The sequence below is a fragment of the Paraglaciecola sp. G1-13 genome (assembly GCF_055809255.1).
Map to the genome: position 1 here is coordinate 1,698,498 of NZ_CM147903.1, position 17,916 is coordinate 1,716,413.

Below are 17,916 nucleotides of genomic sequence, written 5' to 3' on the forward strand. Positions count from 1 at the left end.
TCCAGAGTAAATGATGCGAGCAAGAGTCGATAAAACGACTAGGGTAGATGCCGTTGCTACTTTTTTGAGGGTAATCGCTATCAAAGCGAGGTTCGCTGGCACAGGCGCAATTAGTGAATGGCCAACGGGTTCTTGGCCGTATTGACTAACAATTGGGTTTATATGGCGCGGTTCTGTTTGAATAAATGGATGGTAAAACATTGGGTGCGTCGTCGTCCTTGATGAGGCGTGTATTGTTTTTTTATAAGACGAAAAATTAAAATATTTTCCAATAAATTCAATGTGTTAATTTTTAATGATTAGTGAAAATCCTACTTTTATGGTCGATAGAGTTTTCACGAAAGTCACGTTTGCTTCAGTTAGCTAAATCTAAGCGCAAAAACATGGCGCAAGCTTACCCACTGGCCTTTAACCAAATTGCTAAATGATCGCGTAAATTGCCTAATTGGTTAGGGCCGAAAACACTGATGTTTAATTCTACTGCGCGGGCTCCTGCTGCAGGCGTTATCTTATCGAATGTCACTAATGCTGCACGTCCTTCTATACCCCCTAAAACCTCGCTCAAGGAGTCAAGTTTATACAAGGTATTCGTATCTGAACCATTTTTCGTGCGATTCGTTTTACATTCAATAATATGGAGTTTGTTGTTCACCAGAGCGACTACGTCGAGCTCATTTTTTACAATTTTTCCATTCACTAAGCGTTCTATTTCTGCGCTGTGTGCATCGTTTTGTATGGTAGGAATTTCTTTTCGTAAACCTACCAATAAACCGTATACATACTCTTCTAACCACCCTCCACTGCAGAAAAATTTTGCGCTGGCATCGGTAAAATGCAACCGGTTGTCGGGTGTTACGGTGAGCATATTGTTATCTGATAAATCAGCTAACATATTCGTTAGATTGACGTCCGCGAGTAGTTTTTTAGGTAACGGGTCGCTTGTTAGACTTTCACTATTCGCTGAGAAAGCTAAGTAATTTAAACTGGCTAATGCGTGACTCAGACTTTTACATTGTGCCGCCCACTGGGCACCAAGTTGTCTTTTGTTGAGAGCAATTCCCTGCTTGTTTTGTTGCCGAGTCAAACGTGCGTTGTGTAAAGCAAAATACTCGTGAAGTTTCAACTTGTCTTGGATAGGAACAGGTTCTTGGTTATCAGGGTCGATCCAGTGTAAACAATCACTTTTGGGTTCAACAACGTAAATCGGTATATTAAGGCTTTTGGCTACATCTACTGCAACAAGAACATAGAAGCGTTCACCGTTACTGGCGTTGAACCAAACAGCATTTGATTCAGATAATGCATGCTCAAACAATAGCCTAAACGATTTTTTAAGCTCGAGGGTGTTTGATGTATGTGGCAGAGGCCAAAACTGAGCTTGTGCGCCACGGCTTTTTGCCAGCTTAATGATCTGTTCACATTGTGGCTGATAATCATCGTAAGCAGCAATGACCACTTCACGACTGGGGATCGCTGGGTCAACAATAGGGCTAAGCGTGGAAATTGCTTGTTCATCGAACAGGCACACGTGGGTTACTTGAGATTGAGACATCATGATTCACGTCCAAATGTGAATAAACTTCAATAATTAATATTAACGTTTAATCGAATTTAATTGCAATATCCTTTGCTTTTTTGTCGGGTAATTAACTTGCTATTGATTGAAAATCGAGCTTATTCATCAATGTAGCTTTATTTTAATAGGGAATGTGGGTTATTTATGAGATTGGGTAAATTCTTCAAAACGAGTCTTTTGACGCTGTTAAGCATCGCTGCGCTTGGTCTTGCCATTGTGTTTATTTTCGGTCCTCGATATATCGATAGACAAAGTAATGTGACGGTAGCGGTGAATTTTCCAAAGGCCTTAGCTGAACCTCCGCGTTTCATTAAACGCTTATCATCGCTGGTATGTATGAAAATATTTTGCTTTAGGAGCGTGCGTTACTTGAACGCCATGATCATGGGCACACAGATGTGCCGCGCTTAAAAGAGGGGAACGTTAGCCTGCAAATTTTTGCTGCAATCACCAAAATGTCTAAAATGTAAACTACGAGAGTAATTCGTCTGTTCCTGACATGATTAAGCCTTTATTGATGTTTCAGCGCTGGCCGGTGCGTACATGTTTTAGCTTGAAAGAGCGGGCTGTATATCAAGCGCAAAAACTGCACACTTCGGCGGCCGAGTGTTAAGGAAAGCCCTCTGTTGTCATTTCCTCTGCAGATCTATCAGACTACTTAGCCAGTTCTAGGACGGGGGAGTAGATTATGTCAGGTTTACTGGCCATCGAAGGATTACATGCCATTATAGCTGGTTTGGCCGCTCGGGTAAGGCGGCCTTTAATTTTGCCTCACTTACGTTCAGGGCTTTGGCTACTTTGGCCAAATCAGCTTGGGGGCCGCCTGCATCGTTCATGGCTTGCATCAACTGCGCTTGCGTCACGCCAAGTTTTTCCGCTGCTTTATCAAATCCCGGGGGTGCCATATTACCGTCTCTACCCATATTTTGGGGGCGACCGCCACCAGGGGGCTCGTTACGGGTGATTTTAGTCCCTGCTGGTGGATGGGCGCCAACGCCTGCTTGGGCGGTAGTTGAGAAATTGTTTTTAGCCACCACGCCTTTTAAGCATTTAGGTAAATTTGGAAATGTATTGGTTGAATGGTAATGATAAGCGCTGATACCACTGTCGCCAATCAAGCCTGTGTGGCCATTGCATTGGTCTAAGTCTGTCGGCATAACATTATCGGCATCGACACTGCCATAAATGGGCACGCCATCAAAGGCATAACCGAAAAGCGCAGCTGGATCTTGGGTCAAGTTAGTGCACTTAGCCTCCACATGCTCATGTGCGTACACACTATCAATATCGCTGGACGTGCCGTGATAATGATACCAACCACCGGGGTCAACATGGCCTGCACAGGTATCTAACGCGGGTAAATGGCCTGTGCGCTGCACACTGGGGGCGTCTGAGAAAATCGGCACGCCAGCCAGAGCAATACCCACTTTAGATACGACGCCTAAACGAGATGCTGTTTCAGCCATGACGGGCGAGGTCGGTATCAATAAAGTGATTTTAACGTCTTGGTCTTTTGATACCTGAATACATGCGTGGTCGACAGAGGGCTTGGCGGTGGCATTATCCACAATATGCACCGTGCCATCGTCATCATAAAAAGTGTAGCCTTGCTCGTTTAGCATGCTGAGAAAGTCTTTATCTAAACGATATAAGCCTGCCTTTGAGCCGTCCCAGTCCCAAATGCCGCCTTTATCGTCGAGGGTCTTAGGGCAAAATGGGCCTATTTCCATCTCATCTGGCAGGTATTTCACCACTAATTTTGCACATTGGGCGTCATCGCCATTTTCTAATGTGCACGCTACGATTTCTGGCTGCTTGGCCAATGCATTAAGACTAAACAGATTGATATTCACTTGGGATGCATCGGTTGTTGTACTTTGCACCGCAATCGACTTTTGAGTCGATGGTTTTTCATCGCTGCAGGCGGTGATTGCAAGAGGGGCGACGAGCGCAATAAGCGCTGCGCTAAGTGTATTAATCATTCGTGTTTTGTTAGCGGATAATGAGCATATATTACTGCGTGTTAATGTATGACAGCGGGTCATAGGGCACCTTGTGTAATGTGGTTGTATTAAACTCGATTGATATGAGTAGAGATTAACCATGTTTGGATAGAGCAAACGTCGCTTAAATCAAACGTCGTTTAGACTAAACATCTATATGCGTGAATCAATCGCATTGATTGCTTATTTAAGTCTTCAGAGGGTCGACATTCGCTACGCGTATAATAACGCATTTGCCAAGCAAGCCTTAGTGTATAACCCGTGAATATTGCCTTGAAGTGTGCAGAACTAGTGCAAATGTGTGACGGGATTTAAATAGGGAGGTATTACACTCGTTATGTTATTACGCGTTCATACGCAGACTGTCATGATAAAAGCGAGAGATTGAGAGCTTGAGAACTGAGCCCCCTGCTTTTACATACACGCTTTTTTCGCTAAGTTCGTCCGCAAGTGTTTGGGTATCTATCTCAGGCAGTGTTAGCCACAGTACTAAGCCGCCGCTGGGGGCGTACGCATCAGCTTTTGTTGGTAACTGCGCATGTAAAAATGCGATGTATTCGTCACTGTTCAGCCTAAGGGCGCTACTCACCTTGATTTTACGCGTGGCGTTATATCCTTTGCCAATGTTACACGCCAGCACTAGCTGTATAGGCTGATTAACCGCCCAGGGTTCCCTCTTAATGTTGACGAATACACTTATCGGTACCTCTGCCGTCACGCGCCGACCAATTCACGGGCCTGTGCAAGATACATCAAACTTGGTTATACGTTGATGCGGCGTCTGGTATTTTTGAGCGCTTAGTGAATAGAGAAGCCGAAAACCCCGAGGCATAGAGCGCACCGACAGCATTGCCCTTGATTGCCATAAATGGCTAAACGTCCCCTACGATTGTGAGTGTGTTTGTGTGTGGGGGGGCGCAACATATAGGCAAGATATGGATTTATTAAAACAGAGCTGTGAGGTGAGTGCGCCGTATTAAGCCACCCCTTAAAATACGGTGTCTTGTATGTCGATGGGCATCGAAAACTCTCGTCGTTTTCGCGAATTTCCGATGTAGCTGCACCCTACAGATAAATATCAGCTATTAAAGCCCTGCGAATTAACTGTTGTGCTGTTTACGCCAAGCCTAGACGTGGTTGGCATGACAAGTGATAAATACAGGGTGAAAGTGAATGCCTCAAGTCAGGTACTGTTAACCCGTGGGGCGTGGCAGGGCAAGCCTATTATTCGCGCTGCGTTAAGTAATTGGGCCACGACGGTTGAAGGTGTAGCACAAGTTATTTACGCTTTTGACGCTATAACCTACAACTGGCGCTTTATAGCCAGCACTTTATAAACCAGCATTTACAAAGAGAAAGCAGTGACAAAAGCGCGCTATGTATATAACGCAGGGAATAGGCATAACGCGCTTTTGGGGTTCATAAGCTGTAATTAAAATGCGTAACTGACGCTGAAGGTTGCCGTTCTGGGTAAAATGTAACGACCATTGGGCGCGCTAGGATTACGTGGGTCACCTTCTGTTAATGCATCTTCATCAGTGATATTTTGCACCGCTAACTCGAAGGTTAATCCAGAGTCACCTTGCACTATCAGACCGACGTCATATTTTTCATATCCGTCTAAAACGACCGTGTTTTCATTATTGGCAAATCTATCATCGACCATAGAAATGGTGCCATATAAGGTGGCAAAGAAGTCTTCAAACTCAAAGTCATAGCTTGGCGTCAAGCGTACCTGCCAACCTGGTTGACGCTGTGCTTCATTACCTTTGTTAGTGGGGCTTTCAGTAATTTCAGTTTCTTGAATAGTCGAATTCAACGAGATAGAAAAACCGTTGTCTGCAAAGTAATTGGCGTCTATTTCAACACCGTAAGCTTCGTTAGTCAGTGTTTGGACTGGAGCACCCGGTACTGCTTGAAAGCGGTCACCCTGCACTTCGTTGTAAAAGCCTGTGGCATAAACGGTGTAGTTCGCTTCAGCTAATTTATAACCTAGTTCTATTTGGGTCACGTCTGTGATCAAGTCTTCACCTGATGAGAAGCTATCAAAATTTTCTCGTAGGTCATCAAAGTAAGGCATTTTGCTGCCTTCGCTATAACGCAGAAAAACACCTTGTTCACGTTGGAACTGCCAATTCACCCCAGCGGTAAATGCCACGTCAGATTCATCATATTGAACCGCTTTGGTAATCATGCCGTCTAGGCCTTCATCTACGGTGTAATCAATGGTGTGGTTTTCATCACGCACCCCAACATCAGCGGTAAGGGTATCCGTTAACTTATATTCAAAAGCGGCGTAAATCGCTTTGGTTGTGCCATCACCGGTGGCATTTAAATCGTAGTTCCAGTCGCAACTGTCTTGGTTATCGTTACAATCGATACCCGTCAGATTCTCACCACCGGGGCGAATAACATGATATGACTGATTGCCGATGCTCCACCAATCATCTGATGAAAAGTTGGCAACATATAATCCTAAAGACGCTTTATATTTATCCGTTTGTTTCGTGACAGCCACATCATTGGTAAAAGATTCGATATCTTTACGGACCACCCAGCGACCAATTTGCTGGACTAACGTATCGCCGTCATATACGTCACCTGTTACGGCGCCGGTGGCTGATACACCATTATCAGCCACGCTCGATAACAGTGTTGGATTGCCATTAGGGACTAAGCCGAGGGTATCGGCATCACCAGATAAATGCGCGAAGCGATCAACAAATGTCCATCCTTCACCAAACTCTAGGTTTACACTTCCCCCTGTTACCGTGCCCTTGAAACCACGTCCTTCACCAAAATCGACTGATTCATATGTGCCTTCTGGTCCATATTGAATCGTGGCTTGACGATTAAGTGTGCCAAGTTGGGTGTAGCTGTTATCAACGCCATCCACTAACGGGGTAGGTAAGTACCATGCACCGTGATCGTCAGTGGTGCGGGTGAAAAAGTTGATTTTACCGTTATCCAACACTTTAGTGATGTTAAGGGTGAACTGGTTGCCTTTTTCAGAGTTAAAGCCAGCATCACGAATGCCCGGGCTTTGCTGAACATAACCACCGAACATGAAGTAAAGATCTTCCGCTAATTTTCCAGAAACAACCGCATCAACACGTTGTAAGTCATAGTCTGAGGTGGAATATTTAATTGAGCCTTCAGTTTCATCAGACCCTTCTTTCAGCAAAAAGTTAGTGGTCAAACCGGGTTGGCCGCTGGATACTACAGAGGCTGGTCCACCGCGCAATGCATCAACGATGTCAATGGTTTCATCAATGCGAAACAGCGACGAATTTTCAAGGAAAGATAGTGTTGAAGGAGGAAAAATAGGCACGCCCTGAACTTGTAAGGTTAAAAACGGTGCATCGCCGCCGCCAGGAAATCCGCGAACGAATACATTAGCACCAGACACCCCACCTGAGCTCTCGGCCCAAACGCCAGGGATTGCTTTGAACAGGTCAGCTGTGCTTTTAGGGGCAAGTTTTTTAATGTCAGCCGCGCTGATAAGGGTTGTGGCGTAACTTGCTTCTACTTTGCGCACTGCAGTACCGCTGGCACTGCCCGTGACCACGATTTGCTCAATATAGTTATTCTCATTTTTGTTACTTTGGTCATCTTCTTGTTGTGCCAATACCGTGCTTGGCAACATTAGTGCCATCGAAATGCTCAGAGCTAGAGAATTCAGTTTGTGTGTTGTTAAATTCATGTGCTTGACTGTCCTGTTGTTAGTGTGGTGTTAACGATATGTATAAATGCAAACGATTGCAATTGGTATTTTGCAATCGTTTGCATTTAATATGGAATGTGTTGATTTCACAGGGAATTTGTTTGAGGCTTCTTGATGGGGGAGGGTGTAGTCTTGTTTAAAAACGATTACACTAGACTTAGCAGGCTTTACTAATAATACCAATTCGCATACATAAGTGCCGCCTCAGAATGCGTCCAGCGGTTTTTGATTAAGGCGTCGCTATGCAGTAATGGTTGTTCCCTTTCAAAGAGTGAGAACGCAGAGTCAAAGCCGCTGAGGCATTTCTTTTAAACGCTCGCTGAGTGCTCACTTTTCAACGGGCAATGGTATAAGTAGCTAATTCAATAATCGCGTGCAATGAATCAATAAATTTGGGTAATAGATTGAAAAGTAACAAAAAATTGACCTTGAACGACTTGGCTGGTCTGGCTGGGGTGTCTGCATCTACAGTATCTCGCGCGTTGAGTGACAACCCTTTGATTAAAAAAGACACGCGGGTACGCATTCAAGCGTTAGCGGCGTCACACAATTTTAGTATCAATGCCGCCGCAAGTCGTTTACGCACCCAAAAAACCAAAGTAGTGGCGGTTATTCTTAACCTAATCGATCACACTGAACAGAGTATCAGCGACCCGTTTTTATTGAAAATTGTGGGCGATCTAAACCAAGCCTTAAATACCAGAGGCTATGACTTATTGTTATCTAATTCGTTTATGGCCACAGACAATTGGGCTAACTATTTTATTAACAGTCAGCGTGCAGATGGTCTTATCGTTGTAGGCCAAGGCAAGAGTGATGAAAAAGTAAAGGAAGTGGCTGAATCTGGTGTACCTATGGTGGTATGGGGCGATCCAAAAACCGAGTCTAATTATCCTGCTGTCGGCAGTAATAATCATTTAGGCGGCGAGATCGCCACACAACATTTGATTGCTGGTGGATGCAAAAATATCTTATTCTTGGGCGACCCTGAGCATATGGAGATGACTGGACGTTACCGGGGGTATCAAGATGCACTTAAAGCGCACTCGATCACATTTGACCGGGCATTCACCGTCGCATGTGACATTACTAGCAGTGCAGCGTATGCCAAAATCAGTGAACTTATCTTATCCAAAGGGCTGTTTTTCGACGGCATCGTCGCTTGTAGCGATATGGTTGCCTTAGGCGCAATGCGCGCATTGAAAGAACGTTACATTGGCATTCCTAGCGACGTTGCTATCGTTGGTTTTGATGACATTATGATGGCTGAATTGTCGTACCCTTCATTAACAACGATTAAACAAAATACCCAGCGTGCCGCTCAAGTGATGGTCGACAAGCTAATTGCGCAGTTTGAAGGTAGAAAAGTCGACTCTTCTTTGATAGACATCGCGCTAGTGGCGCGTCAATCAACGAAACATAACCTGTAAATACCAATTCAACGTTTAATGTATTATTGAATGCAAACGATTGCATTGCGTTAACTTACAATTTACACTTCTACTCATTCTCTCAAAAGTAGACCTATCCTATGAATCGAATGCTGACCATTATTGCTATCTCACTGTGCTATTTCGTGTTTGCTGTTCTGCTCAACAGTGTGGGCACGGTGATTCTACAGTCGATCACCAGTTTTGATGTCAGCAAAACTGACGCTAGTACATTAGAAGGTTTTAAAGACTTGTCTATTGCCTTTGTATCGTTTTTTGTTGCGTCATTTATTCCCCGCATAGGATATCAAGTTGCACTTTGTTTGGGTTTAGTACTGGTCGCTGTGGTGTGTTTACTGACCCCGCTTTTTGCCGAGTTCTTTTTTATTAAGATACTGTTTGCCGTTATCGGTACCGCGTTCGCTTTGGTCAAAATATCTGTGTATTCATTGATAGGGCAGCTCAGTGACAATACAGAGAGTCACTCATCACTGATGAACACGGTAGAAGGTATTTTTATGGTCGGCGTGCTCTCTGGCTATTGGGTTTTCAGTGGGTTCATTAACGCTGATGATCCTGCTTCCCTTGAGTGGTTGAACGTGTATTACCTATTAGGTGGCTTGATTAGCTTAGCCGCCATATTTGTGTATTTCGCACCGATTGAGCGTGAACCTTTTAAGGCAAATCAAGACAGTGCACTAAGCGAGTTTGTTGACATGCTCAAGCTAACGTACCAACCATTGGTGCTCATTTTCGTTATTTCAGTATTCCTTTACGTATTGGTAGAGCAGGGAATTGGCTCGTGGCTACCCACGTTTAATCGCGAAGTGTTGGGCTTACCCGTAGACATCAGTATTCAATTGACCAGTATCTTTGCAGCCATGATTGCGCTTGGTCGTTTGTTGGCTGGTTTTTTGTTGCGATTTGTCCCTTGGTACGTGTTTATTAATGCCTGTTTAGTCATGATGTTTTTAACCATACTGCTGACCTTACCCATGACACAAGTTGCTGAAGACCAAGTGGTCGCGGGCATTTTTGACGCACCGCTTGCAGCTTATTTACTGCCTGCCATTGGCTTATTTATGGCGCCGATTTATCCGCTTATTAACTCAGTGGTACTCAGTGCTTTACCCAATAAACAGCACGCAAAAATGACAGGGTTGATCGTTATTTTCTCGGCGTTAGGGGGAACGTTTGGCTCGATCCTCACGGGAGTCGTTTTCGACAAGTTTGGCGGACAACACGCCTTTTACATGTCACTTATTCCTATTATGATGATCATGCTGAGTTTGTATATTTTCAGAAAACTTTCCGTGAACAATCGTTCTGTGTCAGTTGAAGGAGCGTAGGACCATGAGTGACTCGATTTCATTTGACCACCCAAGCATTGTATTTTTTGAAAGTGAATTATTTAGACGCATTCAACTTGAAGCGCTTTTTAACGACAGCAAAACGATTTGCGACGCTACGCCACGTTCGAGTTGGAAAGAGGTTTTGGAACAATATGAGCGCCATAAATCTCTGGCGAATTTCTCTCTCGTTGCATTTGTAGACAGCCATTTTACCCTACCCGCAGATATTGAATTAAATGATTCTACAGCCAAGGTAACCCTAAAAGAATACATACAACAGCTATGGCCTAAGTTGATACGCCAGCCTGATCGTAAAGATACGATGAGCACATTATTAGCGCTGGATCACTCGTACATAGTACCAGGTGGCCGTTTTCGTGAAATATATTACTGGGATAGTTATTTTACCGCGCTAGGGTTAAACCAATCAGGTTATACCCACCTTATTAAAGATATGGTGTTGAACTTTATTGAATTGCAAGAACGGTTAGGCTGTATCCCTAATGGCAATCGTAGCTATTACTTTTCTCGCTCTCAACCGCCTGTGTTAGGAATGATGGTGGAGCTGTGTGTTAATCATGATAATGCACCAGACACTGAATTTGTTTTACGATTCATTGAAGGCATGGAGCAAGAGCACCGGTTCTGGATGCACAACGAAGACAAGCTCATTAATGGCGGCGCAGCTGCAGAGCGAGTGGTACGTATGCCGTGTGGCGCGATACTGAATCGATATTGGGATAACCTTGCCACTCCACGCACTGAGTCATATCTAGAAGACATTGAGTTAGCACGGGACTTGCCACAAGAGCAAAGAGCTGAATTCTATCGAAATATTCGTGCGGCGTGTGAATCTGGTTGGGATTTTAGCTCACGCTGGTTGGCGGACAGTCATGAACTTGCTTCAATAGAAACCACGGAAATTGTTCCCGTGGATTTAAATTGCTTGTTGTACCGTTTAGAACGTAACTTGGCCAAATACCATGGGCTGCTTAACCATCATGATCAAGCGGCACACTTCAATGCTCGAGCAGATGCACGCAAAGAAGCCATCGACCGTTATTTTTGGTCAGACCAAGAACAATTTTACTTCGATTACCAGTTCATTAAACAACAGCCACTCAACGTGCGCTCGCTAGCAGCAACGTTGCCCTTATTTGTCGATATTGCTACTGCTCAGCAGGCAAGAAGCGTTAAGAGCACATTAATGTCGACATTTTTGCAAGAGGGGGGATTAGTAACCACTTTGAATGCGACGAGTCAGCAATGGGATTCCCCCAATGGTTGGGCGCCATTGCACTGGTTTGCTGTTATCGGTTTACGCAATTATGGCTACAAGGAAGATGCGAGGAACGTTATGCAGCGCTGGTTAAAAACCGTAGACGCTCATTTTATCAAAAGCGGAAACATCATGGAAAAATACAATGTGCACTCACTTGATAGCTTAGCGGATGGCGGGGAGTACGAAGTACAGCAAGGGTTTGGTTGGACGAATGGCGTGACATTGGCGTTTTATGATTTGTTAACATAATCATGACTTGGCTTTATCGCTCAATGTAGATTGTATTTTCTGTTATAAAACCTTGGCTAAAACAAAAGTGACACGCCCTTAGACTGAGTGATCTAAGGGCGTGTCGAGGCATGTTGGGGTAAAAAGGATTAGAAAGTCGCTTTCACACCGAGTTGAAAACGTCTTCCTGAGTACTGAATCTGAGTGACTCGTTCTCGCACATCGGCATATTCGACTATTTTTTCATTGGTCAGGTTGATGGCTTCAGCGCTGACAGTGAAGGTTTCGTTTATGTCGTATGAGGTGCTGAAATCAAATTGACCATAGTCTTGCACGTGTTGAGGCAAACCGTTACTTCCTATCACTGGGCCTGAGCGGTATTTCAGGTAATTGTCACGCCAGTTATATGCTAGGCGCGCTTGAAAGCCTTCCTGCTCATAAAAGCCGATAACGTTGTAAGCATTCTTTGAAAAGCCTTCTAAACCGCTGCCCGCAGATAACACGTTTTCACGTGCTATCTCGTCTTTCGCCGCTTCATCGTCTTTGCTGTCGGTGTAGGTGTAGTTAGCTTGAATACCGAAGCCACTTAGCCAACCGGGTAAATAATCAAAGTAGTGCAACGCAGCCACTTCAATACCGCTGACTTTGCCGCCGCTACGATTGGTTTGCTCTTCTGAGTATTCATAAAAGGTCCCCCAATCCTGATTCACGGCGACGTAACCCGTATCTTTTTGCACTGTCTTTTGCGATATGAACGTGCCTATGTCTTTGTAAAACAGGCCTGCTGAGTAGGCATCGCCGTTTTCGGCGTAATACTCTAACGACAAGTCATACTGAGTTGCTTCGTAGGGTTCTAAATACGGATTACCACTTTTCGTATTGTACTGATCAGCGCGAATACGCAAAGGGTAGGTGCTGTTTACGCCAGTATCTTCAAGGGCAGGGCGCGTGATAACTTTGGCCGCGGCACCTTTTATAAAAACGCCATTACCGAAATCAACGTTTAAATTGGCACTTGGCAGAAAGTGCGAATAGTCTTTTTCAACCGTTAACGCTTCAGGATCCGTATAAACAATTTCTACTATGACGCCTTCGTTTTGCTCGTAAACATCACTGATTGAGTCACGAAAGCGGCGATGACCCTCAGATGATGTTTTGGTTTTTACATAGCGTAAACCGACGTTGCCGCTGATCAAAATGTCTCGTACATCACCCTCCAAATTAAGTTGGCTGTATAGAGCAAAGGTTTCTTCTGTGTTCGCAACAGACTCGGCGGGGGCTAAATATTCTTGAGTCCAATTAGGCTCCTGACGAATATCTGCAATGGCTTCTTTGTAAGCGTTGAAATCATTTACTAGCACAAAATTACGCGGGAAGGTGCCGCTTTCATCTGCTAAGAAGTTAACGTTATTTGTACGAAATAAGCTGTCTTCTAAATCAATGTGTTGGCCACACGTGTTGTAGGGTAAAAGAGTGTTATCAAACAGGTATTGTTCTTCAGGTGTGGTTATTTCGGGCTGCACCCATAAATCCGTATTATAACAGCCATGATTGATTTTAAAGACTTGCTGGGACTTTTCACGATCCGAATAGGCCACGCCCATATCAACTGATCTGATTGGCCCAGAATCTAGGGTATAACTCGCATCGAACTTGGCTTCAAAAATTTCATCTTCAAGCTCTTTGTGTTGAATGTCATTCCAGTGCGTGCGGATGGCCGCTGGGTTACCGTATTCAACAGACGTGTCGATGGACATAATATCGCCGTAGTTATCAACATTCAGGTAGTCATCACTGGTTAGGCCTTTGATCTGTCCATCAACGTAGTTGGGGTCAAAGATATCTAACGAATCGTCGTAATTAGGATTTACGGCATGCGCTACAAGTGTGTTGGCTTTGGGTGTTGCGGTGGATTTTGAATACGACAAATCGCTCACGAATTTCCAGCTGCTACGATAGAATTCACTATTTAATCCAAGGGCCAAGGTGTCGGAGTCTTGCCCACGCTCTTGCATAAGCACATCAATTGGTTTTTGATTTCGCTTGCCCTCAAGCAAGGTGTAATTTTCAGATACGACTACGTCACTCCAACCAGAACCCTGCAGCGGCACTTGAATACCGTTGCTACCAGCTTGCCGGCTCAAGTCCGTGTAGAGAGCATCGAAGGTATGTGTGGTGTCTTCGTCGGGTTGCCATTGAAAGGTGACGTTTGCACTTGTGCGCTCACGCTCTTCAATATCCAGAGTAAAGGTGCCCCTACCAGGATACCAAATAGTGCCTTGGGTGATGTCTTGGCCATTAACGTCTTTAGTGGGGCCGGTGATCCAGGCTTGGTTGTCCGCTTGAAATGAGCCCCAATGGGTGGTGCCTGCAGCATCGACTCTATTGGTGGTTTTTTGACGAGAAAATCCAAACAAAATGCCAAATTGATCATCAGCAAAGGTATTGCTAATAATGGCTGACACTCTATTACCGTACTCGTCAGCCAAGTCGTTGTAGCTAATATTTGCTGATGTGGCAGCATTAAAGCCCGTGCTATCTAAAGGTCGGGCCGTCGATATATTTACGTAGGCCCCTAAGCTTCCTTCGGCTATGTTGGCGCGCGATGCTTTAATCACGTCCGCGCCCGATATCAATTCTGAAGGTAACGCTTGAAAATCAAACTCTCGGCCTCTGTCTGTCGTGGCAATCGTTCGATTATTAATTTTCACGGCATTAAATTGTGGACCCATGCCACGAACCGAAATTTTTGAACCCTCACCATTATTTCGCGAAATCATCACACCAGAAATCCGCTGTAAAGACTCGGCTACATTTTGATCTGGAAACTTACCAATATCTTCGGCCACTATACTGTCTTGTATCGAAGGGGCCGATTTCTTTAGGTCCATCGCTTCACTCAGACTACTTCTTATTCCTCTAACTTGAATGACTTCTGTTTCGTCAGTTTGTTGCGCATAGGTGTTGGCACTAATCAGTGCTGCAGAGACAGCGATGCCTAAAGGTAATAAACGAAAGTGTTTAACGATTGTCATGTTCCGATCCTTATGAGTTCACACTACATTTTTCTGTTGCAAGCGGTACTTGATGCAACAAGCACTAATGACAATGAATGCTTGTTGCAAATACTGCTCGGTTGTTAATGGTGTGTAATTTAGCAGGTTTATACATATTAACAAGTTAAACATAGTATGTTTGAGTCAAATTCATTGCGTATACGATAAGGCGCGGTTTGGCACGATAAAGCTGGGTGGATGTTTGCTTTATGTTCTGGGCGCTGAGGATGGCGAGGACACAGGCTAAAAATGACTAATAGAAGAACCATGACAAGGTTCAAGTACAGCGCTAGCACGGAATATTTGTTTACGATTTTGTAGGCTAATTACTGGGATCGTTGGGTACTTTGGGTATGATATGTCTGAATAATAAAAGTCGGCTATAAAAAGCCGACTAAAGCACACTTACATCCAGAACATCAGGGAACAATATGATTCTTAAACACTCTTTTAAACCACTGCTTTTCGGTGCGTTGACGTGCATGAGTGCATTCGCATTTGCCGCACCGCAGCCTAATTCGACACCTCTTACTGCTACGCCAAAATCTCTCACTGAAGCCGCCAACTGGCCAGCGGTTCAGTATGACAATGCAATCCCTACGATGCAAAGTGTGTTGGGTTACTCTGTAGGCCAGCGCATAACGTCGCATTCAGACATGCTGCGCTTTTTTGAAGCCCTGCAACAAGCAGCCCCTGAGCAGATAAAACTTTTCGAATACGGGGAAACATGGGAAGGGCGAAAGCTTATTTATGCAGCCATCGGTACTAAGCAGAACATCGCTAACTTGGCGCAATTCTCGACAGATATGCAGGCATTATCAGACCCGCGTGTTACCAATAAAAGTAAAGCCAAAAATCTAATGACCGCGTTACCCTCCTCAGTGTGGTTAGAGTACAGCGTGCATGGCAATGAAATAAGCAGTACCGATGCAGCAATGATGACGGCTTATCATTTGCTGGCGGGAAAAGGGGATGCAACGGTTGATAACATCATGCAAAACAGCATTGTATTTATCGACCCATTGCAAAACCCTGATGGTCGAAGTCGCTTTATCGCCAACTATTATTCTACTGTGGGCATGATGCACAGCAGCGACAGATTATCTGCTGAGCACAATGAACCTTGGCCCCGTGGTCGGGCAAACCATTATCTATTTGATATGAACCGCGATTGGCTTGCCATTACCCAACCTGAAACCAAAGGCCGTATTGCCAGTATGAACAAATATCGTCCATTGGTGGTCATTGATTTACACGAAATGGGTGGCGATGAAAGTTACTACTTTGCCCCATCAGCGCAACCAGTTAACCCACATATGACCAAAGCACAAATCGACAATATCAACTTGGTGGGGCGCAATAATGCTAAGCATTTTGATGCCAAAGGCTTTGATTATTTTACCCGAGAAATCTTTGATGCCTTTTATCCTGGCTATGGCGATAGTTGGCCGACTTTTTATGGCGCTGCTGCATCGACCTACGAAGTAGCATCATCTAGGGGCGAAATTTTTCGCCGCATGGACGGTAATGACTTAAGTTACGAAGACACAGTATTACGACATTTTGTAGCGTCTATTTCCACTGCTGAAACCGTTGCTAACCATCGCAGCAAGTTACTGAATGATTACTACCAGTATCAGGTAGATGCGATCGATGCAGGTAAGTCTGATAAGAAAGAGCGTGTTTTCATTTTGCCCAACAAACGAGACCGCGCTGGCAACTTCAAACTAGCTAAATTAATGACCGAGCACGGCGTAGATGTTTACCAAACTACTGAAAAAGTGAAACTGTGTGGTGAAACCTATGCGCCAGGCAGCTATTACATCGACACGGCTCAACCCCGAGGGCGTTTTGTAAAAACTACGTTTACTCAGCAAGTCGACATGAGTAACGCGTTTATTAAAGAGCAAGAGCGTCGCCGAGAACGCAAGCTAGGTGATCAAATTTACGATGTAACAGGCTGGTCTTTACCCCTAATGTATAACCTAGAGGTAAACACCTGTGGCAAAGGGGTATCAGGTGATCACCGCTTAGTGAAAATGACTGACACCCTTGAAGGAAAAGTTACAAACCCACATGCCACCGTGGCTTACATTGTACCTTGGGGTGATATGGCCGCAGGACGCTTTTTAACTGCAGCGTTACAGCAAAATGTCACCCTCAAAACGGCTGACCGTGCATTTACCTTAGATGATAAGAAACGCTATCCAGCGGGCAGCTTAATTATCGAAGTGGCCGCTAATGAGAATGCTATTGCTGCAACGGTGCAAGATTTAGCAGTCCAAAGTGGCGCCATAGTCGATGGTGTGAATACTAGCTGGGTAACAGACGGCCCCAGTTTTGGTAGCAATGATACCCACCTTTTGAGCGCGCCAAAAATCGCCATGGCCTGGGATGACCCCACTTCATCGCTCAGTGCGGGTAACACCCGTTTCGTGATAGAGCAGCAATTTGGTTATCCGGTGAATGCCATTCGTACCTCGACATTGGCAAGCGCAGATTTGCGTCATTATCAGGTCCTGATTTTACCGGCAGGGCGTTATCACAATGGCTTAGGTCAGGCTGGGGCGCAGAATATAAAACAATGGGTTCAAGCGGGCGGGGTGCTAATCACCCTTGGCAGTGCAACGCGCTTTGCGGCTGAAGCCGACATTGGTTTACTGGATGTAAAACGCGAGTTAGCCATAAAAGAAGAGGGCAGCGCGGACGAGTCTGACGATGAATCATCAACCGTAGCGGGTAAAGCCTATGTCAACCGCGAAGATTTGGTCAAAGACAGTGAAAACAATGAAGAGAGCCCTGATTTCGTTGCTGGGATCTTAGCCAATGTGGAAGTCGACCAAGAGCACTGGCTCACCGCAGGCGTTGCCCCCGAAGTGGTGGGGCTTGTTTATGGAAATGATATCTTCGCGCCGATTCGATTAGCTTCAGGGAAAAACCTTGCATGGTTTAAGAGTGAAAAAGACGTATTGGCCAGTGGTTATCTATGGCAAGAAAATAAAAAGCAATTGGCGTATAAGCCATTTCTTATTCATCAACCTAGCGGGAATGGAATGGTGATAGCGTTTACTCAAGAGCCAACCACTCGGGCGTATCTTGACGGGTTAAATGTGATGTTGATGAATGCTATTTTCAGCGCATCAGCTCACGCTTATGTGGCTAAATAGCTAAGCTGTTATTTAAGGTTTATTGGGGCTTTCAATTCAGGCCAATAAGCAGAACGCTATAATTATGGCGCTAATAGGAACGCCAAGTGGGGAAAACC

The 17,916-nt window shown here is 44.8% G+C and carries 11 protein-coding genes; 6 read left to right on the forward strand and 5 right to left on the reverse strand.

The features are described from left to right. Positions 1–394: 394 nt before the first annotated feature. Positions 395–1,555: a Card1-like endonuclease domain-containing protein gene (locus AC0L6N_RS07170; RefSeq protein ID WP_473480131.1), complete on the reverse strand. Its 1,161-nt coding sequence runs from the start codon at positions 1,553–1,555 to the stop codon at positions 395–397. A 165-nt stretch (positions 1,556–1,720) separates the two neighbouring features. Here AC0L6N_RS07170 and AC0L6N_RS07175 point away from each other — a divergent pair, with 165 nt between their 5' ends. Then, positions 1,721–1,987 (forward strand): hypothetical protein, encoded by a 267-nt coding sequence (locus AC0L6N_RS07175; RefSeq protein WP_473480132.1) that lies wholly within the window; start codon positions 1,721–1,723, stop codon positions 1,985–1,987. 314 nt (positions 1,988–2,301) lie between these two features. Here the strand turns inward: AC0L6N_RS07175 and AC0L6N_RS07180 are convergent, their stop codons facing one another. Then, positions 2,302–3,621, reverse strand: coding sequence for a YHYH protein (locus AC0L6N_RS07180; protein WP_473480134.1), 1,320 nt, complete (start codon positions 3,619–3,621; stop codon positions 2,302–2,304). A 301-nt stretch (positions 3,622–3,922) separates the two neighbouring features. Beyond that, positions 3,923–4,297 carry a hypothetical protein gene (locus AC0L6N_RS07185; RefSeq protein ID WP_473480136.1) on the reverse strand — a complete coding sequence of 125 codons (375 nt, stop codon included), beginning with the start codon at positions 4,295–4,297 and terminating at the stop codon, positions 3,923–3,925. Between the two features lie 424 nt (positions 4,298–4,721). Here AC0L6N_RS07185 and AC0L6N_RS07190 point away from each other — a divergent pair, with 424 nt between their 5' ends. Next, on the forward strand, positions 4,722–4,916 hold the full coding sequence (locus AC0L6N_RS07190; RefSeq protein WP_473480138.1) for a hypothetical protein: 195 nt from the start codon (positions 4,722–4,724) through the stop codon (positions 4,914–4,916). A gap of 95 nt (positions 4,917–5,011) precedes the next feature. Here AC0L6N_RS07190 and AC0L6N_RS07195 read toward each other — a convergent pair whose 3' ends face one another. Continuing rightward, positions 5,012–7,282 (reverse strand): TonB-dependent receptor, encoded by a 2,271-nt coding sequence (locus tag AC0L6N_RS07195; protein WP_473480140.1) that lies wholly within the window; start codon positions 7,280–7,282, stop codon positions 5,012–5,014. Positions 7,283–7,707: 425 nt separating this feature from the next. On the opposite strand from AC0L6N_RS07195, the gene AC0L6N_RS07200 reads away from it, so the two are divergent. The 3 genes from AC0L6N_RS07200 (at position 7,708) to treF (ending at position 11,616) form a co-directional block, all read left to right on the forward strand. Beyond that, complete coding sequence (locus tag AC0L6N_RS07200) at positions 7,708–8,733, forward strand: LacI family DNA-binding transcriptional regulator (protein WP_473480142.1); 1,026 nt, start codon at positions 7,708–7,710, stop codon at positions 8,731–8,733. Positions 8,734–8,834: 101 nt separating this feature from the next. Then, on the forward strand, positions 8,835–10,082 hold the full coding sequence (locus tag AC0L6N_RS07205) for an MFS transporter (protein ID WP_473480144.1): 1,248 nt from the start codon (positions 8,835–8,837) through the stop codon (positions 10,080–10,082). 4 nt (positions 10,083–10,086) lie between these two features. Beyond that, on the forward strand, positions 10,087–11,616 hold the full coding sequence (gene treF, locus AC0L6N_RS07210; protein ID WP_473480146.1) for an alpha,alpha-trehalase TreF: 1,530 nt from the start codon (positions 10,087–10,089) through the stop codon (positions 11,614–11,616). A 128-nt stretch (positions 11,617–11,744) separates the two neighbouring features. On the opposite strand, the gene AC0L6N_RS07215 is transcribed toward treF, so the two are convergent. Further along, a complete protein-coding gene (locus tag AC0L6N_RS07215) occupies positions 11,745–14,630 on the reverse strand; it encodes a TonB-dependent receptor (protein ID WP_473480147.1) in 2,886 nt (961 codons plus the stop codon). Positions 14,631–15,082: 452 nt separating this feature from the next. On the opposite strand from AC0L6N_RS07215, the gene AC0L6N_RS07220 reads away from it, so the two are divergent. After that, a complete protein-coding gene (locus AC0L6N_RS07220; RefSeq protein WP_473480148.1) occupies positions 15,083–17,818 on the forward strand; it encodes a M14 family metallopeptidase in 2,736 nt (911 codons plus the stop codon). The last annotated feature ends 98 nt before the right edge of the window (positions 17,819–17,916 follow it).